This window comes from Rhodobium gokarnense (assembly GCF_025961475.1).
In the GTDB taxonomy this organism is placed as follows: domain Bacteria; phylum Pseudomonadota; class Alphaproteobacteria; order Rhizobiales; family Rhodobiaceae; genus Rhodobium; species Rhodobium gokarnense.
In genome coordinates, this window is record NZ_JAOQNS010000013.1 from 141,408 (window position 1) to 164,131 (window position 22,724).

24 protein-coding genes and 1 tRNA gene are annotated in these 22,724 nt (G+C 66.4%); 16 read left to right on the top strand and 9 right to left on the bottom strand.

Going from position 1 to position 22,724, the window contains the following annotated elements; translation table 11 throughout:
* Window positions 1-3 precede the first annotated feature (3 nt).
* Window positions 4-777, top strand: coding sequence for an alpha/beta hydrolase (locus tag M2319_RS19910; protein WP_264603211.1), 774 nt, complete (start codon window positions 4-6; stop codon window positions 775-777).
* Window positions 778-801: 24 nt separating this feature from the next.
* On the opposite strand, the gene M2319_RS19915 is transcribed toward M2319_RS19910, so the two are convergent.
* Window positions 802-1,062, bottom strand: coding sequence for a hypothetical protein (locus tag M2319_RS19915; protein ID WP_264603212.1), 261 nt, complete (start codon window positions 1,060-1,062; stop codon window positions 802-804).
* Window positions 1,063-1,309: 247 nt separating this feature from the next.
* Entirely contained in the window at window positions 1,310-1,777 is a 468-nt protein-coding gene (locus tag M2319_RS19920) for an EF-hand domain-containing protein (protein ID WP_264603213.1), read from the bottom strand.
* A 185-nt stretch (window positions 1,778-1,962) separates the two neighbouring features.
* On the opposite strand from M2319_RS19920, the gene M2319_RS19925 reads away from it, so the two are divergent.
* Window positions 1,963-2,610: a TetR/AcrR family transcriptional regulator gene (locus M2319_RS19925; protein ID WP_264603214.1), complete on the top strand. Its 648-nt coding sequence runs from the start codon at window positions 1,963-1,965 to the stop codon at window positions 2,608-2,610.
* Window positions 2,611-2,616: 6 nt separating this feature from the next.
* Here the strand turns inward: M2319_RS19925 and M2319_RS19930 are convergent, their stop codons facing one another.
* From M2319_RS19930 to M2319_RS19950, 5 genes are all read right to left on the bottom strand, one after another.
* Window positions 2,617-3,528, bottom strand: a complete 912-nt coding sequence (locus M2319_RS19930) for an NAD-dependent epimerase/dehydratase family protein (RefSeq protein ID WP_264603215.1) — start codon at window positions 3,526-3,528, stop codon at window positions 2,617-2,619.
* Window positions 3,525-4,679 carry a tRNA epoxyqueuosine(34) reductase QueG gene (queG, locus tag M2319_RS19935; protein WP_264603216.1) on the bottom strand — a complete coding sequence of 385 codons (1,155 nt, stop codon included), beginning with the start codon at window positions 4,677-4,679 and terminating at the stop codon, window positions 3,525-3,527. The genes M2319_RS19930 and queG overlap by 4 nt, the downstream gene beginning before the upstream one ends.
* Window positions 4,676-5,368, bottom strand: a complete 693-nt coding sequence (locus M2319_RS19940; protein ID WP_264603217.1) for a glutathione S-transferase family protein — start codon at window positions 5,366-5,368, stop codon at window positions 4,676-4,678. The genes queG and M2319_RS19940 overlap by 4 nt, the downstream gene beginning before the upstream one ends.
* Window positions 5,369-5,488: 120 nt before the next feature.
* The gene (locus tag M2319_RS19945; RefSeq protein WP_264603218.1) at window positions 5,489-6,313 is read right to left on the bottom strand and encodes an undecaprenyl-diphosphate phosphatase; all 825 of its coding nucleotides are present in this window, start codon (window positions 6,311-6,313) and stop codon (window positions 5,489-5,491) included.
* A gap of 63 nt (window positions 6,314-6,376) precedes the next feature.
* The gene (locus M2319_RS19950; protein WP_264603219.1) at window positions 6,377-7,348 is read right to left on the bottom strand and encodes a complex I NDUFA9 subunit family protein; all 972 of its coding nucleotides are present in this window, start codon (window positions 7,346-7,348) and stop codon (window positions 6,377-6,379) included.
* A gap of 205 nt (window positions 7,349-7,553) precedes the next feature.
* On the opposite strand from M2319_RS19950, the gene M2319_RS19955 reads away from it, so the two are divergent.
* The 8 genes from M2319_RS19955 (at window position 7,554) to ptsN (ending at window position 14,067) form a co-directional block, all read left to right on the top strand.
* A tRNA-Leu gene (locus tag M2319_RS19955) sits at window positions 7,554-7,640 on the top strand.
* A gap of 125 nt (window positions 7,641-7,765) precedes the next feature.
* Complete coding sequence (locus tag M2319_RS19960) at window positions 7,766-8,380, top strand: ribonuclease D (RefSeq protein ID WP_264603220.1); 615 nt, start codon at window positions 7,766-7,768, stop codon at window positions 8,378-8,380.
* A 150-nt stretch (window positions 8,381-8,530) separates the two neighbouring features.
* Window positions 8,531-9,301 (top strand): LPS export ABC transporter periplasmic protein LptC, encoded by a 771-nt coding sequence (gene lptC, locus M2319_RS19965; protein WP_264603221.1) that lies wholly within the window; start codon window positions 8,531-8,533, stop codon window positions 9,299-9,301.
* The gene (locus M2319_RS19970; RefSeq protein WP_264603222.1) at window positions 9,298-9,870 is read left to right on the top strand and encodes an LptA/OstA family protein; all 573 of its coding nucleotides are present in this window, start codon (window positions 9,298-9,300) and stop codon (window positions 9,868-9,870) included. Before lptC ends, M2319_RS19970 begins: the two co-directional genes overlap by 4 nt.
* A gap of 146 nt (window positions 9,871-10,016) precedes the next feature.
* Complete coding sequence (gene lptB / locus M2319_RS19975) at window positions 10,017-10,877, top strand: LPS export ABC transporter ATP-binding protein (protein ID WP_406682239.1); 861 nt, start codon at window positions 10,017-10,019, stop codon at window positions 10,875-10,877.
* 77 nt (window positions 10,878-10,954) lie between these two features.
* Window positions 10,955-12,559 (top strand): RNA polymerase factor sigma-54, encoded by a 1,605-nt coding sequence (rpoN, locus tag M2319_RS19980; protein WP_264603223.1) that lies wholly within the window; start codon window positions 10,955-10,957, stop codon window positions 12,557-12,559.
* 365 nt (window positions 12,560-12,924) lie between these two features.
* Complete coding sequence (gene hpf, locus M2319_RS19985; RefSeq protein ID WP_264603224.1) at window positions 12,925-13,497, top strand: ribosome hibernation-promoting factor, HPF/YfiA family; 573 nt, start codon at window positions 12,925-12,927, stop codon at window positions 13,495-13,497.
* A 105-nt stretch (window positions 13,498-13,602) separates the two neighbouring features.
* Entirely contained in the window at window positions 13,603-14,067 is a 465-nt protein-coding gene (ptsN, locus tag M2319_RS19990; protein WP_111433631.1) for a PTS IIA-like nitrogen regulatory protein PtsN, read from the top strand.
* Window positions 14,068-14,170: 103 nt separating this feature from the next.
* Here the strand turns inward: ptsN and M2319_RS19995 are convergent, their stop codons facing one another.
* Both M2319_RS19995 and M2319_RS20000 read right to left on the bottom strand, forming a co-directional pair.
* Complete coding sequence (locus tag M2319_RS19995) at window positions 14,171-14,443, bottom strand: BQ00720 family protein (protein WP_406682236.1); 273 nt, start codon at window positions 14,441-14,443, stop codon at window positions 14,171-14,173.
* Window positions 14,444-14,541: 98 nt separating this feature from the next.
* Window positions 14,542-14,970 (bottom strand): Hsp20 family protein, encoded by a 429-nt coding sequence (locus M2319_RS20000; RefSeq protein WP_264603225.1) that lies wholly within the window; start codon window positions 14,968-14,970, stop codon window positions 14,542-14,544.
* Between the two features lie 304 nt (window positions 14,971-15,274).
* Here M2319_RS20000 and M2319_RS20005 point away from each other — a divergent pair, with 304 nt between their 5' ends.
* The 6 genes from M2319_RS20005 (at window position 15,275) to M2319_RS20030 (ending at window position 22,718) form a co-directional block, all read left to right on the top strand.
* A complete protein-coding gene (locus tag M2319_RS20005) occupies window positions 15,275-15,859 on the top strand; it encodes a hypothetical protein (protein ID WP_264603226.1) in 585 nt (194 codons plus the stop codon).
* Between the two features lie 35 nt (window positions 15,860-15,894).
* Window positions 15,895-16,671, top strand: a complete 777-nt coding sequence (locus M2319_RS20010) for an SDR family NAD(P)-dependent oxidoreductase (RefSeq protein ID WP_264603227.1) — start codon at window positions 15,895-15,897, stop codon at window positions 16,669-16,671.
* A 264-nt stretch (window positions 16,672-16,935) separates the two neighbouring features.
* Entirely contained in the window at window positions 16,936-17,700 is a 765-nt protein-coding gene (gene fabI, locus M2319_RS20015) for an enoyl-ACP reductase FabI (protein ID WP_264603228.1), read from the top strand.
* Window positions 17,701-17,704: 4 nt separating this feature from the next.
* Window positions 17,705-20,053: a DUF3141 domain-containing protein gene (locus M2319_RS20020; protein WP_264603229.1), complete on the top strand. Its 2,349-nt coding sequence runs from the start codon at window positions 17,705-17,707 to the stop codon at window positions 20,051-20,053.
* A 53-nt stretch (window positions 20,054-20,106) separates the two neighbouring features.
* Complete coding sequence (locus tag M2319_RS20025) at window positions 20,107-21,525, top strand: bifunctional enoyl-CoA hydratase/phosphate acetyltransferase (protein ID WP_264603230.1); 1,419 nt, start codon at window positions 20,107-20,109, stop codon at window positions 21,523-21,525.
* The gene (locus tag M2319_RS20030) at window positions 21,525-22,718 is read left to right on the top strand and encodes an acetate/propionate family kinase (protein WP_264603231.1); all 1,194 of its coding nucleotides are present in this window, start codon (window positions 21,525-21,527) and stop codon (window positions 22,716-22,718) included. The genes M2319_RS20025 and M2319_RS20030 overlap by 1 nt, the downstream gene beginning before the upstream one ends.
* Window positions 22,719-22,724 lie beyond the last annotated feature (6 nt).

Sequence of the window (22,724 nt, forward strand, 5' to 3'; positions counted from 1 at the left end):
AGAATGGACGACGCCAAACCGCAAATGCTTACCGTTGGAACAGGCGATGCCGCCCGCGAGATCGCGGTGATCGATACGCCCGGTGAGGGGCCCGGCGTCCTCTGGCTCGGCGGGTTCCGCTCCGACATGGCCGGCTCCAAGGCGCTCGCCCTCGACGACTGGTCGCGGGAAAAGGGCCGCGCCGTCACCCGTTTCGACTATTCCGGCCACGGCGTCTCCGGCGGCGACTTCGACGACGGCACGATCTCGCGCTGGCTGGAAGAGGCAAAGGCCGTCTTCGATGCCTGCTGCAAGCGGCCGACCGTGCTCGTCGGCTCGTCCATGGGCGGCTGGATCGCGCTCCTCCTCAACCGGCTCTTACGGATGGCCGGCGAGGGCGACAAGGTCGCCGGCCTCGTCCTCATCGCGCCGGCGGTCGACTTCACCGAGGAGCTGATGTGGAAGACGCTTTCCAAGGAGGCCCAGCAGCAACTCGTCGAGAAGGGATTCCACCTGGAGCCCTCGGACTATTCGGAAGAGCCCTACCGGTTCAACAAGGTGCTGATCGACGACGGCCGCAACCATCTCCTCCTCGGCGGCACCATCGAGACCGGCTGCCCGGTGCATATCCTGCAAGGGGTGGAAGACACCTCCGTGCCCTGGAACCATGCCGTGGAGCTGATGGCGCGGCTCGCCGAGGACGACGTCGTGCTGACGCTGATCAAGGACGGCGACCACCGCCTGTCGCGTGACGAGGATATCGCGCGGCTGATCGCGGCGGTCTCGGAGATCGCCTGAGGGGCCCCTTACCTCTTTTTGAGGTCAGCGCAATCCGGTGAGGTTGGAGACCAGCGCCGCCTCGGCCCTTCGCACCTTTTCGGCGAATTTGTGCGCCTTGTCCTCGTCGGCGCCGACATGCAGCCTTGCGGCGTCCGTGTAGTGCTGGGTGGTTTCGGAAACCGCGTCGATCATCGCCTGTTCGACGATGCGCGAGACGGCGGCGCGCTGCTCCTCGCTGAGCGGGGTGGACACCGCCTTCTCGATCCGCGCAACGGCGTCGTCGGCCAGCTTCTTCAACGGCATGTGGTTCCTTCCCCTGTTTTCTCGTTGATATCCCGCCGCGGCAGTCTAGAGCGCTTTCGGGAAAAGGTGACAGACTTTTTGGACAAGACGTCGCGACGCAACGGCGGGCCGAAGCATGCCGGGCGCTTGCGGTGAACCGTCCCCTCTCTCCTTCGGTGCGCCGGCCGGAAGACGAAAAGGCCGTCCGGTCCCCGCGGGGACCGGACGGCCGCGACGTCTCCCTGCATGAGGTTCCGCCCTTGTCGATCTAGGCGGTTTCCTCCGTGCCGATGAGGCTTTCCATCAGTTCGGAAAGCAGGTCCTCTTCCGTCGCCTCGCTGCTGGCTTCGTTACCGGAAGACAGCAGATCGGTTATCGAACCGGACGAGGACTCTTCCTGCACCGACAGCAGGCTGGAGAACGTTTCGGACGAGAACTCGCCCGGGGGAGGTCCAGGAGGCGGACCTTTGGGGGCACCTTCCTCAAGCTCGGCTTCGGTCACCTCGCCGTCGCCGTCGGTGTCGAGCTGGGCAAACATTTCCTCGACCGACGGGCCGCCGGCAACTTCTGCCGGTCCCTGGGGACGGTTTTCGTGGGCGTCGGAGAATTCTTCCAGCGACAACCCACCGCTGCCGTCGGCATCGTCTTTGGCGAAGCGTTCGGCTCGGGCGTCTTCCATCATGGCTTTCATGGCGGAAAAATCGGGCATACTTCCCGAAACTGCACCGATTGACATTGATGTTACTCCTCTCATCCAATGTCAGTCATTCCGATCCTGGAATGACCATCGGTTGATCCGATGGCGGGTAACGGGCAGCAACGGGCGAGCCAGCGTTGTTTCAAACAATCGTTTGAAACAACGCGGACACGGTTCTTGCGAGAGGCGATCAGTGACGCATAACCGTTCGGGAAAAGTCAGAGATGCCGCGCAGCCCCTATACCAAGGACACACGCCAGCAGATCCTGGAAGCGGCGCAGAAGACCTTCGCCGAATATGGCTACGACCGCACCAGCATCCGCCAGATCGTCGCCCGGGCGGGCACCAACATCGCCTCGGTGAACTACCATTTCGGCAGCAAGGACGCGCTCTACCGGGAAGTCCTGGCGGCCGCGATCTCCGATCTCACCGATGATCTCGGCACGGCCGTCGACGCCCTCGACCTCGACGGCCTGACGGTCGATCACGTGCACGACTTCGCCATACGGCACATCCTGACGGGAATTTCCTCCAAGCGCTTCGAGCCGCCGCGGGTGATCGGCTGGGAAATCATCTCGCCGAAGATCGACGTGCCGGCGCTGATGAACGGCAAGATGGCCGAGACCGAGGCACAGATCGTCCTGCTGCTGTCGCCCGCCATCACGCCGGGCGCGACCGCCGGACAGAAGTCGTTTGCCGCGCGCTGGTTCATGACGGCGATCCTGCCGCCGCCGCCGATTGCCGATTGGCTGACGGAGCTGCAGTCGTCCGGCGACGGGACATTCGAGATCGCAGTCTCGCAGCTTGCCGATGCGGCGATCGCCGGCGTGCGGGCGCTGACGGCCCCGGTGGAGGCGGAGGACGACGGCTGAGGCGGCTCAGCGCTTGCGCTCGGAGGTCGTTTCCGCGTCCCAGTCGCCGGTCGTCCAGAGCCGCTTCAGGCCGCTGCGATAGTCCGGATAGCGCGGCTTCCAGCCGAGCACGGACTTGGCCCTGTCGTTCGAGACGATCTTCGATTCGCCGTAGAAGGAGCGCGCCATGGGCGACAGCTCGGCGGTGGCGAAGTCCTCCTCCGGCGGCGGCTCCACGCCCATCAGCTCGGCCCCGAAAGTGACGACGTCCTGGGGCGGGGCGGCCTCGTCGTCGGTGACGTTGAAGATGCCACCGCAATCCTCGGCAATCGCTGCGGCGACGATCGAGGCGATGTCGTCGACATGGATGCGGTTGAAGACCTGGCCGGGCTTGACCAGCCGCCGCGCCGTTCCCTTCATCAGCCGGACCATGACGTTGTGGCCGGGGCCGTAGATGCCGGCAAGGCGGAAGATGGCCGCCGGCACGCCGATCTCCTCGGCCAGGTCGGTCCAGGCGGCCTCTGCCTCCAGCCGGCGGCGCGAGCGCGGGCTCGCCGGACGGCACGGCGTCTCCTCGTCGATGACGGCGCCGCGGTGGTCGCCATAGACGCCGATGGTGGAGAGATAGCCGACCCAGCGCAGACCGGGGGCGGCGGCGATATCGGCCGCGTGGTGGGCGAGCACCGGATCGCCATCCTCTCCCGGCGGCACGGAGGAGAGCACGTAGGTCGCCGATTTGAGGGCGTCGGCGACGCTCCTTCCCGGCCTGGTGCCGTCGAAGACGAAGGCGTCGATGCCGAGCTCTTCCAGCGCGTCGGCGCGCTCCCGGCTACGGGTCGTGCCGGCAATGGAGGCGAAGCGGTCGGCGAAAAGGCGATTGAGCGCCTTTGCCGAATTGCCGAACCCGAACACGAACAACCGCTCCCCTGCACCGCTCATTGCCCCGTTTCCTCCTTACGCTCACGTTCTTTTTCTGGCGCCCATTCTGCGCGCACATCGGCGTCGGTCTCAAGCGTCCGTCTCTCAGCCCGTGTCGTTTCGACCTCGGACGACGCGGCAAGGCGCTGGTAGGCCCAGGCGGCGGCGCCGCGCACCAGGGGCGATTCGTCCGCCATGAGCGGGCGAACGGCGTCCAGCAATGCGGGGTCGCCGGAATTGCCGATGGCAATGAGGACGTTGCGCACGAAGCGGCCGCGGCCGATGCGTTTTACGGGCGAGCCGGAAAAAAAGGCTCGGAAGGCCGCATCGTCGAGCGCGGCCAGTTCGGCGAGCGGCGGGGCCGCAAGGTCGTCGCGGACGGAAAGCTTCATCTCCCTGGTGGCGCTGGCATATTTGTTCCAGGGGCAGACGGCGAGGCAGTCGTCGCAGCCATAGATGCGGTTGCCGATCGCCGGGCGCAGGTGCCGCGGGATCGGGCCCTTCAGTTCGATGGTGAGATAGGAAATGCAGCGGCGCGCATCGATCCGGTAGGGCGCCGGCAGCGCCCCGGTCGGGCAGGCATCGAGGCAGGCCCGGCACGAGCCGCAATGGTCGGCGAGCGGCGGATCGGGGGCAAGGTCCAGCGTCGTATAGATCTCGCCGAGGAACAACCAGGAGCCGTAGTCACGCGAGACGAGGTTGGTGTGCTTGCCCTGCCAGCCGAGGCCGGCATGGGCCGCGATCGGCTTTTCCATCACCGGGGCGGTGTCGACGAAGACCTTGACGTCGCAGTCGGCGCGGGAGGCAAGCCAGCCCGCAAGCTGCTTCAGGCGGCCCTTGACGATGTCGTGGTAGTCGCGGTTGCCGGCATAGGCGGCGATGGCGCCGCGGTCGGGTTTATCTAGGACATCGCGCGGATCGCGCTCCGGTCCGTAGTTGAGGCCGAGGACAATGACCGAGCGCGCTTCCGGCCACAGCGCCCGCGGGCTCCTGCGCCGCTCCAGCGTCGTTGCCATCCAGTCCATGGTGCCGTGGTGGCCGGTCGCGACGAACTCGGCGAGGTGTTCGCCCGGCGTCTCGCCGATATCGGCAGAAGCGATGCGCACGGCATCGAAGCCGAGTTCTTTGGCTCGCGTCTCAAGCGCGGTTTTGAGGTCCCAGTTGGGTTTCAAAAGTCCAGGTCGGCGTAGGTCCGCGACGGCGGCATGCCGCGCACCTTTTCGGTGAGCAGTGGGCGGAAGATCGGCCGCGACTTCACCCGCGCGTACCAGGTCTTTGCGGTGTCGTCCTCTTCCCATGGCACCTCGCCAAGGTAGTCGACGCAGGAAATCCCGGCCGCGGCGGCCAGGTCCGCGTAGGAGAAGCGGTCGCCGGCCAGCCAGTTCCGGATCGATGCGAGATAGCCAATATAGCGCAGATGCGGGCGGATGTTGGCGCGCGCCGCGCGCAGCATGGCCGAATCCGGGGCGCCGCCGCCGCAGCGTTGCGGCATGTCCTGCTTGAACACCTTCTCGTGGACGAAGATGCCGCCGACCTCGCGGTCGAACTTGTCGAGGAACCAGTCGACGAGGCGGCGCATCTCGGCGCGCTTTTCCGGATGGTCGGGCATCAGGCGGCGGCTTTCCTGCATGTAGCCGCGGGTCTCGTCGAGATATTCCATGATCGCCCGGGCGCCGACGATGGCCGGACCGTCGTTTTCCACCAGCACCGGCAGCTCGCCGGCGGGGTTGAGCTTCAGGAACTCCGGCCGGCGCTCCCAGAACGGCTCGACGATGAGATCGCTCTCGGCGTTGTGCTCGGCAATCGCAAGGCGGACGAAGCGGCAGGCGGGCGAAAAGGGCTGGTGGTAAAGGGTCAGCATGGCATTTCGTTCAAAGCCCGGCGCCACATGCGCCGGGTATCGTGAACCGGGGAAACGTCTATAGGGGGCAAATCGGTTCCACTCAACCGGAACACTCGCGCCAGACGTGCACGGATTCGCTCAGGCGGGCGGTGCCACCCCGGGGATCCAGCCGTAGATAAGGGCGAAAAGCGCCAATGCGAGGGCAAGCCTGTAGATCACGAAGGGCAGGAAACTCATCCGCTTGACGATGGCCATCAGGAAGGCGATCGCGGCGAGCGCGGAAAAGAAGGTGAGCCCGGCGGCATAGAGCGCATCGGCCGGGATCGGCTCGCCGGTCTCGTAGGCTTCCAGGAACGTCAGGAGGCCGGCGGCGGTGATCGCCGGCACGCCGAGGAGGAAGGAGAACCGGGCCGACTCGTCGCGCTTGAAGCCCATGGCGCGGGCCGCCGTCATGGTGATGCCGGAACGGCTGGTGCCGGGCACCAGCGCCAGCGACTGGGCGATGCCGATGATGATCGCCGGGCCGAAGCGCATTTCCGCCATCGACTTGAGGCGCGGGCCGAAGGCGTCGGCGACATAGAGCAGGATGCCGAAGATGATGGCGTTCCAGGCGACGATCTCGACGCCGCGGATGTAGTCGAGGAAGCCGGTGAGCTTGAAGATCAGGCCGACGATGACCGCGGGGATGGTGCCGACGATGATGTAGGCGGCGAGCCGCGCCGCCCATGTCCAGCGCAGGCGGGCAAGGTCGATGCAGCCCTTGAGGATCGTCAGCACGTCGCGCCAGAAATAGGCGAGGATGGCGAACAGGGAGCCGACATGGACCATGACGTCGGTGATCAGCCCCTGGTCCGGCCAGCCCGTCAGCGCCGGGATCAGGATCAGGTGGCCCGACGAGGAGATCGGCAGGAACTCGGTGATGCCCTGGACGATGGCCAGGACGACGATCTGTTCAATGGACATGAAAGCGGCATCCTGGCGGGCGATGCGGGCAAGCGCCGCGCTCGGCCATCGATTGAAGGGGCGTCAGGCCGTGCGCGGGCGGTCGAACTGGCCGCGCGGCCGGAACCGGGTCAGATAGGTCGGCAGGATCGCCTCAAGGGTGCGGCCCTCGATGCCGAGGCCTTCCAGGGTGCGGCCGGCCGCCTTGGCCTCCGCCGAGACGACGTTGTCGCGGGCAAGCATCTTGACCTGGTCGCGGGTCAGCATCGGCTTCGGCAGCTTCTCCAGCAGCCAGGCCTGCATGCTGGCGATCTTCAGCGGCAGGGAGACGATGGCGCGCTTGCGGTCGATGACCTCCAGCATCACCTCGATGCATTCCCGGAACGTCTTCACCTCCGGGCCGCCGAGCTCGTAGACGCCGCCCGGCTCGGTCTTGCCCTCAAGGGCCATGGCGACGGCCTCGGCGACGTCGCCGACGAAGACCGGCTGGAACTTCGTGCTGCCGCCGATCAGCGGGACGACGGGCGACATCGCGGCCATCGATGCGAAGCGGTTGAAGAAGTCGTCCTCCGGCCCGAAGACGATGGAGGGCCTCAGGATCGCCGCGCCGGGCACGGCGGCAAGGACGCCGGCCTCGCCGGCCGCCTTGGCGCGGGCATAGGCCGCGGGCGATTCGGGGTCCGCGCCGATGGCGGAGATGTGCGCGACATTGGTGATGCCGGCCCTGGCCGCGGCCTCGGCGATTCTCTTCGCGCCCTCGGCAACGAGCGCCTCGAAGGTCTGCTTACCGCTCGGCACCAGGATGCCGACGGAATTGACGACGGCGTCGGCGCCGGCGAGCGCCCGCTCGATCGATTCGGGATAGCGCAGATTGGCCTGGACCGCGTGGATCTGGCCGACCGCGCCGATCGGCTGCAGGAAGAAGGCAAGGTCCGGCCGGCGCACCGCGACGCGCACGCGCCAGCCGCGGGCAACAAGGGCCCTCACCACATGTCGGCCGACGAAACCCGATCCGCCGAAAACCGTCACCAGTTTGGAGTTCTGCGAGACTGCCATTGGAATCCACCGCCGTTCGAAGCCGAATGCAAAGTTTCGCATTCCTCTTACCCGCTCGCCGGAAGCCTGTACAGGGGCGGTGTCGGGGCCGGCGAAACGGCCGGCGTTTGCGTTGTCGGCGAGACGAAGCGCAGATCGGCCACGCGGCCGCCGCAGACACCGATTGACAAGCCGGCAAGCGATCCTTAAAGCTCCTTCGCCGTTGGCCCAGGTGGCGGAATTGGTAGACGCGCTAGCTTCAGGTGCTAGTGCTCGAAAGGGCGTGGAGGTTCGAGTCCTCTCCTGGGCACCATCCGGCAGATTTCCCGGCAGGCGCGATCCGTTCGTGCCGACCCCGGGGTGCCGGACCGGCCGGTGTTTTCGTTGACGGGCCCGAACGGCCTTGCGGCCCGCCCGGCAAGACCCACGGAAACACCGATGACCATCCGGCTCCACAAAGGCGACCTCCCCGATCTTTCCCGCTACAAGGGCTCGGTCGCCATCGACACCGAGACCCTCGGCCTCAATCCCCATCGCGACCGGCTGTGCGTGGTGCAGCTCTCGCCCGGCGACGGCACCGCCGACGTGGTGCAGATCGCCCGCGGCCAGAGCGAGGCGCCGAATCTGACGCGGCTCCTTGCCGATCCGGACGTCGTCAAGATCTTCCATTTCGCCCGCTTCGACGTCGCCGTGCTCTATCACGCCTTCGGCGTCATGCCGGAGCCGGTCTGGTGCACCAAGATCGCCTCGCGGCTGGTGCGCACCTATACCGACCGGCACGGGCTGAAGGACATCTGCCGCGAATTGCTGAACATCGACCTTTCCAAGCAGCAGCAGAGCTCCGACTGGGCGGCCGAGGACCTCAGCGACGCCCAGCTCTCCTATGCGGCCTCGGACGTCCTCCACCTGCACCAGCTCCGCGACCGGCTGCAGATGATGCTCGCCCGCGAGGAGCGCACGGAGATGGCTGAGGCCTGTTTCCGCTTCCTGCCGACGCGGGCACGGCTCGACCTTGAAGGCTGGCCGGAACAGGATATTTTCGCCCATTCCTGATGCCGCGACACACGGCGCCCGGCCCGCTGACTGGCGATCCGCCCGAAATCCATCATATTGTTGTGGGAACCGGATGCGGCGCGGACGGCACAGGGCGTCCGCATACGCATCTTTTTTCCCTAATCATGGCGTCAGGACCGCCGAGGACCAGTGACCGCGCACCCGACCACTGCCGACAGCCCCGCGCCGCTTGCCACGCGCCAGCGCGAGCGGGCGCGCGTTGACGCTGTGCGCCACAGCCGGCGGGTGCGGCGGCTGAAGATCGTGCTGCCGAGCGTCGCCGCGGTCATCGTTGCGGTGATTGCCGGCATGGTGGTGATCTCGTCCTTCGCGCCGGGCATCGACCTTTCCGCCCTCAGCTTCGGCGGCGACGGCATCGTCATGGCCAATCCGCGGCTCTCCGGCCACGACAAGCAGAACCGGTCCTATGAGGTCACCGCCGACCGCGCCGTGCAGAGCCTTGCCAATCCGAAGATCATCACGATGGAGAAGATCGGCGCCCGGGTCGAGCTCGGCGACGGCTCCTGGGCAACCTTCAGGGCGGTCGAAGGCGTCTTCGACGGCACCAAGGAAACGCTGTCGCTGACCGACCGGATCACCATCGATTCCAGCCTCGGCTACCAGGCGACGCTCGACGGTGCGGAGGTCAACTTCAAGGACGGCGTCGTCACCAGCGCCGATCCGTTCAGCCTGACCTCGGAAAAGGGAACGATCGAGGCCGGGCGGCTGGAGGTCAAGGACGACGGCCAGACCATCCTCTTCGGCGACGGCATCAAGATGACGCTCAATCCGGCAGCCGGGGAAAAGCTGCCGAAGGCGGTCTCCTCCGAACTGAAGGAAGCCGCCAAGACGAAACGGCCGCGCGCGGACGGCGCCGCGGCCCCCGCCGCCTCCGGCGGCGAACAGGGAACCGGCCAATGACCCGCTTTTTTTCCACCTTTGGGACCGCCGCGCGCCTCGCTGTCGTCGCGCTGTTCGCCGGCGCGGTGCTTGCCGCGCCCGCCGCCCGGGCCCAGACGTTCACCGAATCCTTCACCGGCCTCGGCGTCAATTCCAACGACCCGATCCAGATCGAGGCCCGCGAACTGGAAGTGCGCGACAAGGAGCGGGTCGCGATCTTCCGCGGCGACGTCAATGTGCGCCAGCAGAATGCCGTCCTGAAGGCGCAGAACCTGAAGGTCTTCTACACCGGCGGGGCGGGCGCCAAGGGCGGCGCCCAGGACATCTCCAAGCTGGAGGCCGGCGGCAAGGTCTACGTCTCCTCCGGCGACCAGGTGGCGACCGGCGACAAGGCCGTCTTCGATTTGAAGGCGGAACAGCTTACCGTCACCGGCAATGTGGTCCTGTCCAAGGGACCGAACGTGATCCAGGGCGAGATCCTGGAAATCGACATGAAGACGGGCCAGGCGAAATTCCGCTCACCGTCGCGCATCCGCATGCTGATCCAGCCCAAGAGCCTTGGCAAAGAAAAAACCCCGCCCGGGAATTGACGCGGCGCACCGGAAGGTCCGCTCGACAGATGCCGGCGAGACGGATATGACGCCCGCATGAACGATTCACGATACATAGTTCGGACAATCGGACATCTGTCTTTTTGGCGGAGGACGCCGGCTTTGCGCGGCGGGAGGACGGGCGCTTGACGGTGCGCGGGCTCTTCAGCCGATTGACGGGCCGCGGCGCAGCGGCAGGGCGACGGCGCGCGCGCCGCGCCGGGACCGAAGACATCGAGCCCGCCGAGCCGCAGATCGTTTCCGCCGAGGCGGCGGCATCCGGCGACGATGTGCTCGCCGTGCGCAGCCTTGCCAAGAGCTATCGCCAGCGCCAGGTGGTGAGCGACGTGACGCTCGCGGTCGGCCGCGGCGAGGCGGTCGGCCTTCTCGGCCCGAACGGCGCCGGCAAGACCACCGTCTTCTATATGATCACCGGCCTCATCCGGCCCGACCACGGCGCCATCGAACTCGGCGGCTTCGACATCACCGGCCTGCCGATGTATCGCCGCGCCCGGCTCGGCATCGGCTACCTGCCGCAGGAAGCCTCGATCTTTCGCGGCCTCACCGTGCGCGACAACATCCTTGCGGTGCTGGAAGTGACCGAGCCGAACCGCAGGAAGCGGACGGCCGAGCTTGAGGAACTGCTCGACGAGTTCGGCATCTCCCATCTCGCCGACTCGCCGGCAATCGCGCTGTCCGGCGGCGAGCGGCGGCGGGTGGAGATCGCCCGGGCGCTGGCCAGCCGGCCGGCCTTCATGCTGCTTGACGAGCCGTTCGCGGGCATCGATCCGATCGCCGTCGGCGACATCCAGGCCCTCGTCCGGCACCTCACCCAGCGCGGCATCGGCGTCCTCATTACCGACCACAACGTGCGCGAAACCCTCGGCCTCATCGACCGCGCCTACATCATCGCGGCCGGCGCCGTGCTTACCGAGGGTCGCCCCGACGAGATCGTCGCCGACCCCGACGTGCGCCGCCTTTACCTCGGCGAGCGGTTTACGCTTTAGTCGGAACATCCTATTAGAAAGGGGCAAGGCAAGAAACGGACCAACCGGCCGGACAGGGACAGGGGCAGCTCTCGAGCATGGCAATGACGCCGAAACTCGAAATGCGGACGAGCCAGGCGCTCGTCATGACGCCGCAGCTCATGCAGGCGATCAAGCTCCTGCAACTGTCCAATGTCGATCTCGTCGCCCATGTGGAAACCGAGCTGGAACGCAACCCGCTGCTGGTGCGCGACGAAAGCGACGAGCGCGGCCCCGGCGAAGGCAATGAGGCGGCCGACCGCGGCGATGCGTCGTCCGACGCCGCCAGTTCCGACACCAGCTCTGACGGCGGCCCCGACAGTGGCTCAGACAGCGATGGGCCGGACCTCGATACGGCGCCGCTTGCCGATGCGCTGACCTCCGGCGCCGATGCCAACGTCTCCGACCTCGATGCCGATTTCGGCTCCGTCTATGCGGAGGACGGGCCGAGCGACAGCCCGGCGCCGGTCAGCGATCCCGGCGCCCTTGCCGGCAGCTCGTGGTCGCAGGTTTCCGGCCGCGGCGGCTCAGCCGACGACTTCGACCTCGATGCCGTGCTCGGCGCGGAAAAGTCGATGCAGGACCACCTCGCCGACCAGCTCGTCCTTGCGGTGAGCGATCCGGCGGAGCGGATGATCGGCCAGTATCTCATCGACATGATCGACGAGGCCGGCTACCTGACCGGCGACGTCGAGACCATGGCCGAACAGCTCGGCACCGACCCCGAGACCGTCGAACGGGTCCTCGCCGTCGTCCAGAGCTTCGATCCGAGCGGGATCGGCGCGCGCAGCCTTGCCGAATGCCTCGCCCTGCAACTGAAGGAGCGCGACCGGCTCGATCCGGCGATGAAGGCGCTCGTCGACAATCTGGAAATCCTCGCCCGGCGCGATTTTTCGGCGCTGCGGCGGATCTGCGGCGTCGACGAGGAGGACCTCGTTGACATGATCGGCGAGATCCGCGCGCTCAATCCCAAGCCCGGCAACGCCTTCGGCGCCGCCGTCGTGCAGACCGTCGTGCCCGACGTCATCGTGCGCCCGTCCAGCAGCGGCGGCTGGGCCATCGAGCTGAATACCGAGACGCTGCCCAAGGTGCTGGTCGACCAGACCTATTACACCACCGTCTCCAGGGCCGCCGTCGACGACAAGGCCAAGACCTACCTCTCCGACTGCCTGCAGACGGCGAACTGGCTGGTCAAGAGCCTCGACCAGCGGGCCCGCACCATCCTCAAGGTCTCCACCGAGATCGTGCGCCAGCAGGACGGGTTCCTGGCCAACGGCGTCGCCTATCTGAAGCCGCTCAACCTCAGGACCGTCGCCGAAGCCATCAACATGCACGAGTCGACGGTCAGCCGGGTGACGTCGAACAAGTACATGGCGACGCCGCGCGGCATCTTCGAATTGAAATACTTCTTCACCTCGGCAATCGCCTCGGCCGAGGGCGGCGAGGCCCATTCCGCCGAGGCGGTGCGCCACCAGATCCGCCGCCTGATCGATGCGGAAAACCCCGAAGCGATCCTTTCCGACGATACGATCGTTAAGATGCTCAGGGATTCCGGCGTCGATATCGCACGGCGCACGGTCGCCAAATACCGGGAGTCCATGCGCATTCCCTCCTCGGTCCAGCGGCGCCGCGAAAAGCGCGCCCTGCAGCATGGCGCCGCCTGACGCAGGACCCGTTTCCCCCGCAATGCCAGCGGCTTAACCGCCGGTTGTTTTTCGGCTTTGACGGCGGCCCTCAACGGGCGCATGATCCGTTCGTGACAGTGTTGCGACCGTCGCCGCGGCCGCAAAGTGGGCGGGACAGAGCCGGCCGGACCCTGTGGGGTGATGGTCTCATGGTTAAACGCGGAACGGGAAAACCGGTCATTGACTTCGGCGCGGCAGGGCCGTAGAAGTCCGCGCGCGACAGGACGAGGCGATATGACATCGCATTGTGAGCAGCGCATTTGCTCGACGTCGGCGCATATAACAGCGGCGCGCGGACCCAAGCGACCAGCGAGCCGCCGGCGGATACGATCCCAGAGGACCTTATGACACTGCGAATCTCCAGTAAGAACGTCGATATCGGCGAATCTTTGCGTACCCATGTGGAAGCCCGCATCGACGATGCCGTCGACAAGTATTTCGACGGAAATTATTCCGGGAATCTGGTGTTCGAACGCGAAGGCTCCGGCTGCCGCGCCGACTGCAGCATCCACCTCGATACCGGCATCGTCCTGCAGGCGTCCGCCCAGGCCCAGGAACCGCAATCGTCCTTCGACCAGGCCGCCGAGCGCATCGAGAAGCGGCTCCGGCGCTACAAGCGCAAGCTCAAGGACCACCGGGCCGACACCAAGGGGGAAGCCTCCTACGTCGTCTTCGCCGCGAGCGAGGACGAGGAGGAAGTCCCGGAAGATTTCAATCCCGTCATCATCGCCGAAACGTCGACCAACATGAGGACCATGACGGTCGGCATGGCGGTCATGCAGCTCGATCTCATCGAGTCGCCCGTCGTCGTTTTCCGCAATGCGGGCAATGGCGGCATCAACGTGGTCTACCGCAGGGCCGACGGCCATATCGGCTGGGTCGACCCGTCTCTCGCCGGCAACGGCGCGGCAGACTGACGGTCCGGTGTCTTTTCGGATCGTCGTTTCATCCTGAAACGCCTCCCGCGGAGCGGCCTTCCGGCCGCGGGAATAGGTCGGATGTCAGTCAAAGGACTCTTCGTCATGGATCTGAGCGATCTTCTCAGCCCGGACTCCATCGTTCCGGCGCTGAAAGCGAATTCGAAGAAGCAGGTGATCCAGGAACTGGCGGGCCGGGCGGCGTCCCGGGTGCACCTGCCGGAACGCGATATCTTCGACACGCTCCTGCAGCGTGAACGGCTCGGCTCGACCGGCGTCGGTCATGGCGTCGCCATTCCGCACGGCAAGCTGGTCGCCCTCGACCGGCTCGTCGGCATCTTCGCGCGCCTGCAGCGGCCGGTCGACTTCGACGCCCTCGACGACGAACCCGTCGACATCATCTTCCTGCTGCTGGCGCCGGAAGGTGCGGGCGCCGACCACCTGAAGGCCTTGGCACGGATCGCCCGGCAACTGCGCGACCCGACGATCATCGCCAAATTGCGGGCGACCTCCGATCCGGCGGCGCTCTATGCGCTGCTGACGCAACCGCTCGCCTCCAACGCGGCCTGACGCAGCCGCGCGATCCCCCTCAGAACGACGAACGGCCCCGCAAGCCCTGTTCCCAGGGACCGGCGGAGCCGTTTGTCATTTCACCGCGTAATTTTCGGCGGGATCAGTGGACGCTGACCGCGTGGATGTCGTTGCTGATGGCGTTGGCAACGGCCGCATCGCGGGTGTCGGCGATCAGGATCGGGCTGCCGTCGGCGGCAAGCAGAGCCCACAGCTTCAGGCCCGGAGCGACTTCCGGCGCGTCCGGGAACATCGTCGCCAGGTCTTCCGAGGCGACCGGGCGCACATAGGCGAGCTGGTCGCCGCCGAGCTTGGCGAACACGTGGGGCGGCATCAGGGGGTGTTTCTGGGCATCGTGGTTCTTGGTGTCGTTCATGGCTTACGCCTCCTCATACTCACATGTGGCGCGAGGTACGCTTCGGCAAGGCTTTGCCCGCCGTTGCCGCCATCCGCTCCGGCAGAAGACTGCTGCCGTCAATCGTGGGCCGTGATCTCGATCTTGCGGACGATGCGTTCCGGCTCGGGACGCGCAAGATCGATCGAGAGGAGGCCGTCCTTCAGGTCGGCGCCGAGGATTTCGATGCCCTCGGCAAGGACGAAGGTGCGCTGGAACTGCCGCGAGGCGATGCCCCGGTGGAGGAAGTCCCGCTCCTTGTCGTCGGTCTGAAGGCCGCGGATCACCAACTGGTTTTCTTCCACTGCCACGTCGAGCTGCTCGCGCGTGAAGCCCGCCACCGCAAGGGTGATGCGAAGCGTCTCGCCATAGCCGCCGGACGAGCCGATCCGCTCGATATTGTAGGGCGGGTAGCCGTCATTGGTGGCTTTGGAAACGCGGTCGAGCACGCGCTCGATATCGTCGAACCCCAACAGATAGGGGCTGGAAAACGCCGACATTCGTGTCATGTCAAAGTCCTCTCGCGAAGCGACCTTGAGTGTCCGGACCCTTTGCTGGCATCCGGTGCGGCATCTGCGCCGTCGACGCCAATATGGTGAGACCGTGGCACCCGTTCAAGCGCCGCGGGTGCCGGGGCGCGCGAACCCGCGTCTTTCCGGCCGGCGGACATCTGCGAAAAGCCGGGCCTTGCACATGGCAATCGCGCTTTCCTTGAAGGACTTCAATGCAATCCGTGACGTTCTCGTCCTTGCATATGTCCCGGCGATGACAGGCGGGCCGACGGCCCGCCGCAGCGAGGGGAGGACCCATCATATGAAACCGCATTCCGCTGTCTTTGCCGCCCTTGTCGTCGGCGTGCTGGCGGCGTCCCTGCCCGGTGCCCGGCCGGTGCTTGCCGAGGACACCCGCGAACTGGTCGAGGTGGCACCGGACATCCGCGACCGGTTCCTGGAGGAGATGCGCCAGGACCTGGTCAATCTCGACGCGGTGATCACCGCGATCGCGGAGGACGACCTGGAGCTGGCAGCACGGATCGCGGAGCGCCGGATCGGCCTTGGCCATATGCGCATCATGCGCATGGAGGAGATGGGCGCCCCGGACGAAAAGATCGCCGCCGCCATTAAGGACATGCGGCAGATGGCCGAGGAGCTCGGCACGGACATGCCGAAGGAAATGGCCCGGCGCGGCATGGAGGGAGGCCGCGGCGTCGGCCGCTTCATGCCGCAGGAGCTGGTAGCCATCGGCCAGTTGTTCCACAAGACCGCCTATCCGCTGGCCGATGCGGCGCGGGCGGCAGACGCCGATCCGAGCGCGGAGAACTACAGGAAGCTCTTCGTCGCGCTTTCCGACATGACCAATTCGTGCCTCGGTTGCCACGAGGTCTTTCGTGTGAAATAGCGGGAGCACGTGTCCCCTCACAAGGAGCCGTCCCGATGCCCGACTATGCCCGCTATCCGAGCTTGAAAGACCGCGTCGTCTTCATCACCGGCGGGGCCGCCGGCATCGGCGGCGACATGGTCCGCCAGTTCGCCGGCCAGGGGGCGAAGGTCGGCTTCATCGACCTTGCCGAGGATGCGGGGAAGGCCAATGTCGCCGCCTGCATCGCCGCCGGCGCCGCCCACGCTCCGCTCTTCATCCCCGGCGACCTTCGCGACATCGATGCGCTGAAGGCGGCGATCGCGGAAACGGGCAAGCATTTCGGCGACATCACGGTCCTGGTCAACAACGCCGCCAATGACGACCGGCACGACTGGGCGGAGGTGACGCCGGACTACTGGGACGACCGCTTTGCGGTGAACCTCCGGCACCAGTTCTTTGCCATCCAGGCGGTGGTGCCGCAGATGCGCCGGGCCGGCTTCGGGTCGATCATCAACATCGGCAGCTCGTGCTGGATGATCAAGGAGGACTTCTTTCCCGGCTACGCCATCGCCAAGTCCGCCGTCCAGGGCCTTACCCACACCATGGCGCGGACCTTCGGGCCGGACAACATCCGGGTCAACGCCGTGCTGCCCGGCTGGGTCGCCACCGAGCGGCAACTGGAGAAGTGGTGGAGCCCGGAGGGCGAGGCCGGCACCATGGAGATGCAGTGCCTGAAGCGGCGCATCACCGCCGAAGAGTTCAACCGGATGGTTCTGTTCCTCGCCGCCGACGATGGCGGCGCCTGCACCGCCCAGAGCTTTGTCGTCGACGGCGGCCGCGGCCCGCTCTGAGCACCCGACCCCTTGCGCTTTTTGACAGCGGTAAGCGATGCCCGTTGTGCATCTGCACAAACCCGTCGGCAACCATACGAAAAAGCGTCGGGCACCGGCCTTGCACGCGGGGGTCGGTTTTCTAGATTGTATTTTAGGTATTTCTTCATGCTGTTGAAATTGTTTGCGGAAGTGTCCGGTCAATCCTCAGTGAACTGACTGTATCGGAATAAAAAATTCACACTCATTCGCTATGCTGCAGCGCATTATCGAAGAGGTTCTCCAGTGTTCTCGCTTGCCGGAAAAAAGGCGCTCGTCGTCGGGATCGCCAACGAAGAGTCGATCGCCTATGGCTGCGCCAAGGCGTTCCGCGACCAGGGCGCCGACCTTGCCATCACCTATCTGAACGACCGTGCCGAACGCTTCGTGCGCCCGATCGCGGAAAAGCTGGGTGCCGAAATCTGCCTGCCGCTCGACGTCCAGCGCGACGGCGAGTTCGGCGAGGTGTTCGACGCCATCCGCCAGCGCTGGGGCCGCATCGACGTCTGCCTGCATTCCATCGCCTTCTGCCCGAAGGAGGACCTGCACGGCCGGGTCGTCGACTGCTCGCGCAGCGGCTTTGCCGCGGCGATGGACATCTCCGTCTATTCCTTCATCCGCATGGTGCGCCGGGCCGAACACCTGATGCCGAACGGCGGCACCTGCATGACCGTCTCCTTCTACGGATCGGAAAAGGTCGTCGACCACTACAACATCATGGGCCCGGTGAAGGCCGCGCTGGAATCCACCTCGCGCTACCTCGCCGCCGAACTCGGCCCCAAGGGCATCAGCGTCCATGCGCTGTCGCCGGGGCCGCTGAAGACCCGCGCGGCGTCGGGCATCGACCATTTCGACGAGCTTATGGCGCGCACCGCGGAGCGCACGCCGACCCATCACCTGGCGACGATCGAGGATGTCGGCGCCTACGCAGCCTTCCTTGCCAGCCGCGAGGCCGCCAACGTCACCGGCGGCGTCCACATGATCGACGGCGGCTACCACATCGTGGGTTGACCCAATGACCGACAAAGACACCTCCAGCAACAGCAATCCCTTCGCGGCCTTCGGCAATGGATGGGGCGATCTCGCCAGCCAGTGGCGCCTGATGGGCGAGCTGACGCGCCACCACGCCAATGCACTGCGGGACAGCCAGGCCAAGGCCGTTACCGGCACGACCGCGGCGATGCGCGCCCTTGCACCGCAGTTCTGGAACGGCAATCCGGCGACGGCCTTCCAGGACTACGCCACCGACTTTGCAGAGCGCTCGCTTCTCTTCCTCGACACCCTGCGCCAGCGCGGCGACTCCTACATCGAGCGCGAGGAGGAAGGCTTCAAGCCGGTCCTGGTCTTCGACTACGACCTCATCATCGATGGCCGCGAGCTTGCCAAACCCGTCAACTATGCCCTCGTGCGCATCCTGCCGCCGGAGGGCTCGCCGCCGCAGCGCGAGGACGGCCGCCCCTTCGTCATCATCGACCCGCGCGCCGGCCACGGCAGCGGCATCGGCGGCTTCAAGAGCGAGTCGGAGGTCGGCGTTGCCCTCAAGGACGGCCACCCGGTCTATTTCGTCATCTTCTATCCCGACCCGGAACCCGGCCAGACCCTCGGCGATGTCTGCGAGGCCGAGGCGCTGTTCCTGAAGGAAATCCACGCCCGGCACCCGAACGCGCCGCTGCCGCTTGTTACCGGCAACTGCCAGGGCGGCTGGGCCTCGATGATCCTCGGCGCCATCCATCCGGACCTGATCGGGCCGCTGGTCATTGCCGGCGCGCCGCTCTCCTACTGGGCCGGCGAAAAGGGCAAGAACCCGTTCCGCTATTTCGGCGGCGTCATGGGCGGTGCCGTGCCGGCGCTGTTTTCGTCCGATCTCGGCGGCGGCAAGTTCGACGGCGCCCACCTGGTCATGAACTTCGAGAGCCTCAACCCGGCCAACACCTGGTGGCGCAAGAACTACACGGTCTTCGCCGACGTCGACAACGAGGCCGACCGCTTCCTCGATTTCGAGAAATGGTGGTCCGGTTTCTATTTCATGAACGAGAACGAGATCCGCTGGATCGTCGAGAACCTGTTCATCGGCAACAAGCTGACCCGCGGCGAGGCGGTGCTGCCGGACGGCACGCCGATCGACCTCACCCGCATCCAGGCGCCGGTCGTCGTCTTCGCCTCGCATGGCGACAACATCACGCCGCCGCAGCAGGCGCTGAACTGGATCCCGGACCTTTACGATTCCGTCCAGGAGATGCAGGCGCGCGGCAACGTCGTCGTCTACACCCTGCACGACAGCGTCGGCCATCTCGGCATCTTCGTCTCGGCCAAGGTGGCGAGCAAGCAGCACAAGCAGATCACCTCGGTCGTCAAGACCATCGAGGCGCTCGCCCCCGGCCTTTACGAAATGAAGATCGGCAAGGAGGACGGCGTCTATACGGTCTCCTTCGAAGCGCGCACCATCGACGACATCCTGGCGCTCGACGACGGCCGCGAGGAAGAGGAGGAGTTCGCCGCCGTCGCCCAGCTCTCCGAATGGGCGACGAAGACCTACGAGCTGACCATGCGCCCCTTCGTCCAGAGCATGGTGACGCCGCAAATCGCCGAGGCCAACCGGGTGATGCATCCGATGCGCACCCAGCGCTATCTGTTCTCCGGCGCCAACCCGGCGATGCGCAGCGTCAAGGCGCTGGCCGACCGGCGCCGGCGGACCCGCACGCCGATTGCCGCGGACAATCCGTTCTTTAGGGCCGAAAAGCTGATGGCCGACGTCGTGGAGAACAACTGGAACCTCTTCCGCGACACCCGCGATGCCTTCATCGAGCTTGCCTTTCACGGCATCTACGGCACGCCCGTCATGAAGCGGCTTGCAGAAAACGGCGTCCGCAAGCGGGAGGTGCGCGACGCTTTGCAATACCCCCAGGTCAAGGAAGCGCTGGCAAAATCGGGTGTCGGAGGGTATGCCGAGGCCATCATCCGCATGCTGATTCTGATCGCCCGGGCACGCGGGTCGGTACGGCGCGACCGCCTCGAACGCTCCAACCGCATCCTGCATTCCCGGCCGCCCTTCGACACCATGACGCCTGAGCACCGCAGCCGCATCATCCACGAGCAGACGATGATCGTGGAATTCGCCGGCAAGGAGGCGATCGCCACCCTGCCGGAGCTGCTGCGCGACGACGTCGACCGCATGAGGGCGGTCAATCTGGTGATGGAAATCGCCGGCGCGGTGGAAGAAATGGACCCGCCGACGATCGCCATGTTCAAGCACATCCAGCAGGTGCTGAAGACGATGGCGAAGGACTGGCACGAACCGCAGCACGAGGTCGAGGGCCACATCCCCGGCACTTCGCCGGATGCTGCGACCGCGCCGACCGCCTGAAGCGTCGCCTGAGACAGAAAAAGGCCCACTCCGGGGACGAGGAGCCGAAAAAAATGATCCGCGAGAACAAGCTTTTCGACGAACTGACGGTCGGCGACAGCGCTTCCGTCAAGCGCGTGTGCACCGCCAACGACCTGTTCGTCTTCGCCCACGCGTCGGGCAACCTCAACCCGCTGCACCTGCCGGAGGACGAGCACCACAATGGCAAGGCGAACGGCGAGACGGCCGAACCGGTGGCCCCGTCCATGTGGGTCGGCGCGCTGATCTCCTCGGTGCTCGGCAACATCCTCCCCGGCGCCGGCACGCTCTACAAGACCCAGACGTTCCGCTTCGTCGACCGGGTCCATGTCGGCGATGAGCTGACCGTCACCGTCACGGTGTCGGAAAAGCGCGCCAACAACACCGTCGTCCTCGACACGGTGATCACCGGGCGCGGCGGCGACGTGGTCGCCGACGGCGTTGCCGAAGTGCTCGCCCCGACCCGCAAGGTGGCCATCGACGACGACCGGCTGCCGGACCTCCTGATCCGCCGCCACCAGCATTTCGACCGCTATCTCGACGCCTGTGCCGGCATGCCGAGCGCTGCGACCGCCGTCGTTGCGCCGGAGGACCCGGCCTCGCTCGGCGGCGCGCTGCTGGCCGCCAAGCGCAACCTCATCGTGCCGATCCTGATCGGCTCGGCCGAGGCCATCAAGGCGGTCGCCAAGAAGCACGGCGAGGACCTTACCGGCATCGAGATCATCGACGTTGCGAACCATGACGCGGCCGCGGCAAAGGCAGTGGAGATGGCCCGCGCCGACCAGGTCCAGGCGATCATGAAGGGGCACCTGCATACCGACCAGCTCCTGCGCCACGTCGTCAAGCGCGACGGCGGGCTTCGCACCGGGCGCCGGCTCAGCCACGCCTTCATCATGGACGTGCCGGGCCTCGACCACGTGCTCATCGTCTCGGACGCGGCGATCAACATCTCGCCGAGCCTTGAGGAAAAGATCGACATCACCCAGAGCGCCATCGACCTCGGCCGCTCGCTCGGCATCGGCCAGCCGAAGGTCGGCGTGCTGTCGGCCGTGGAGACCGTCAATCCGGCGATCCCCTCGACCCTCGATGCCGCCGCGCTCTCCAAGATGGCCGATCGCGGCCAGATCACCGGCGGCCTCGTCGACGGGCCGCTGGCCATGGACAACGCCATCGACCTGCAGGCGGCCCAGACCAAGGGCATCACCTCGCTGGTCGCCGGCCGCGCCGACGTCCTCATCGTGCCGAACCTGGAAGCCGGCAACATGCTGGCCAAGGAACTGGCCTTCATCGCCCATGCGGAAGCCGCGGGCGTCGTGCTCGGCGCTGCCGTCCCGATCATCCTGACCAGCCGCGCCGACGGCGAAAAGGCGCGGCTCGCTTCCTGCGCCATCGCCGCGCTCTATAAAGCGTGGCAGGTGGGAGGTCGGTCCATGATCGCGGAGGCAGCGGAATAATGCATCACATCCTGACCCTCAATTCCGGTTCCTCCTCCATCAAATTCGCCCTCTTCGCGGTCAACGGCACGCCGGTGGAAAAGGTCCGCGGCCAGGTCGAGGGCCTCGGCAGCATGCCGCGCCTGAAGGCGGAGACCGGGCGCTCGGTGCTGGTCGACGAGGTGCTCGACGAGACCCGGGTCAAGGACCATGCCAGCGGCCTTGCCGCCGTGCTCGGCTTCCTGCACGCGCATTTCGCGGCCGATCAGATCGCCGCCGTCGGCCACCGCATCGTCCATGGCGGCCCGGACTATACCGAGCCGGTGATCCTCGACGACGCGCGGCTCGCCGAGCTTGCCGAATTCCGCCCGCTGGCGCCGCTGCACCAGCCGCACAACATTTCCGGCGTAGAGGCGGCCAAGAAGGCATTCCCGAACGCCGTCCAGGTCGGCTGCTTCGATACCGCCTTCCACCGCGCCCACCCCTGGGTCAACGATACCTACGCCCTGCCGCGCGACCTCTACGACCAGGGCGTCCGGCGCTACGGCTTCCACGGGCTCTCCTACGAATATGTGGAGAACCGGCTGCACGAGGTGGCGCCGCACCACGCCGACGGCCGGGTCATCGTCACCCATCTCGGCAACGGCTCGTCGATGTGCGCCATCCAGGGCGGCCAGAGCGTCGGCTCGTCCATGGGCTTCACCGCCCTCGACGGCCTGCCGATGGGCACCCGCTGCGGCCAGCTCGACCCCGGCGTCGTGCTCTACATGATGAGCGAGCTCGGCATGTCCGCCGAGGAGATCGAGGACGTGCTCTACCGCCGTTCCGGCCTCAAGGGCCTGTCCGGCATCTCCCACGACATGCGGCTGCTGGAAGCTGCCGGTACGCCGGAAGCGCTGCAGGCCATCGACTATTTCGTCTATCGCATCCGGCGCGAGATCGGCGCCATGATCGCCATTCTCTCCGGCCTCGACGCGCTGGTCTTTTGCGGCGGCATCGGCGAGCACGCCGTGCGCATACGCGAGCGTATCTGCCAGGGCTTCGACTGGATCGGCATCGAGCTCGACGAGACCCGCAACCGGCACGGCAGCACGGTGATCTCCTCCGACCGCTCGCGCGTGCGCGTCTTCGTCATCCCGACCAACGAAGAGGCGATGATCGCCAGCCACACGGCGCGGCTTCTCGCCGAGGCGTCCTCGCCGGCGATCATCTGAGCGCCG

Bases quoted from the DNA above. Each gene is read 5' to 3' on its own strand.
- M2319_RS19910 (WP_264603211.1), top strand. From the start codon at position 4: ATGGACGACGCCAAACCGCAAATGCTTACCGTTGGAACAGGCGATGCC.
- M2319_RS19915 (WP_264603212.1), bottom strand. From the start codon at position 1,062: ATGCCGTTGAAGAAGCTGGCCGACGACGCCGTTGCGCGGATCGAGAAG.
- M2319_RS19920 (WP_264603213.1), bottom strand. From the start codon at position 1,777: ATGTCAATCGGTGCAGTTTCGGGAAGTATGCCCGATTTTTCCGCCATG.
- M2319_RS19925 (WP_264603214.1), top strand. From the start codon at position 1,963: ATGCCGCGCAGCCCCTATACCAAGGACACACGCCAGCAGATCCTGGAA.
- M2319_RS19930 (WP_264603215.1), bottom strand. From the start codon at position 3,528: ATGAGCGGTGCAGGGGAGCGGTTGTTCGTGTTCGGGTTCGGCAATTCG.
- M2319_RS19940 (WP_264603217.1), bottom strand. From the start codon at position 5,368: ATGCTGACCCTTTACCACCAGCCCTTTTCGCCCGCCTGCCGCTTCGTC.
- M2319_RS19945 (WP_264603218.1), bottom strand. From the start codon at position 6,313: ATGTCCATTGAACAGATCGTCGTCCTGGCCATCGTCCAGGGCATCACC.
- M2319_RS19950 (WP_264603219.1), bottom strand. From the start codon at position 7,348: ATGGCAGTCTCGCAGAACTCCAAACTGGTGACGGTTTTCGGCGGATCG.
- M2319_RS19960 (WP_264603220.1), top strand. From the start codon at position 7,766: ATGACCATCCGGCTCCACAAAGGCGACCTCCCCGATCTTTCCCGCTAC.
- M2319_RS19970 (WP_264603222.1), top strand. From the start codon at position 9,298: ATGACCCGCTTTTTTTCCACCTTTGGGACCGCCGCGCGCCTCGCTGTC.
- rpoN (WP_264603223.1), top strand. From the start codon at position 10,955: ATGGCAATGACGCCGAAACTCGAAATGCGGACGAGCCAGGCGCTCGTC.
- hpf (WP_264603224.1), top strand. From the start codon at position 12,925: ATGACACTGCGAATCTCCAGTAAGAACGTCGATATCGGCGAATCTTTG.
- ptsN (WP_111433631.1), top strand. From the start codon at position 13,603: ATGGATCTGAGCGATCTTCTCAGCCCGGACTCCATCGTTCCGGCGCTG.
- M2319_RS19995 (WP_406682236.1), bottom strand. From the start codon at position 14,443: ATGAACGACACCAAGAACCACGATGCCCAGAAACACCCCCTGATGCCG.
- M2319_RS20000 (WP_264603225.1), bottom strand. From the start codon at position 14,970: ATGACACGAATGTCGGCGTTTTCCAGCCCCTATCTGTTGGGGTTCGAC.
- M2319_RS20005 (WP_264603226.1), top strand. From the start codon at position 15,275: ATGAAACCGCATTCCGCTGTCTTTGCCGCCCTTGTCGTCGGCGTGCTG.
- M2319_RS20010 (WP_264603227.1), top strand. From the start codon at position 15,895: ATGCCCGACTATGCCCGCTATCCGAGCTTGAAAGACCGCGTCGTCTTC.
- M2319_RS20020 (WP_264603229.1), top strand. From the start codon at position 17,705: ATGACCGACAAAGACACCTCCAGCAACAGCAATCCCTTCGCGGCCTTC.
- M2319_RS20025 (WP_264603230.1), top strand. From the start codon at position 20,107: ATGATCCGCGAGAACAAGCTTTTCGACGAACTGACGGTCGGCGACAGC.
- M2319_RS20030 (WP_264603231.1), top strand. From the start codon at position 21,525: ATGCATCACATCCTGACCCTCAATTCCGGTTCCTCCTCCATCAAATTC.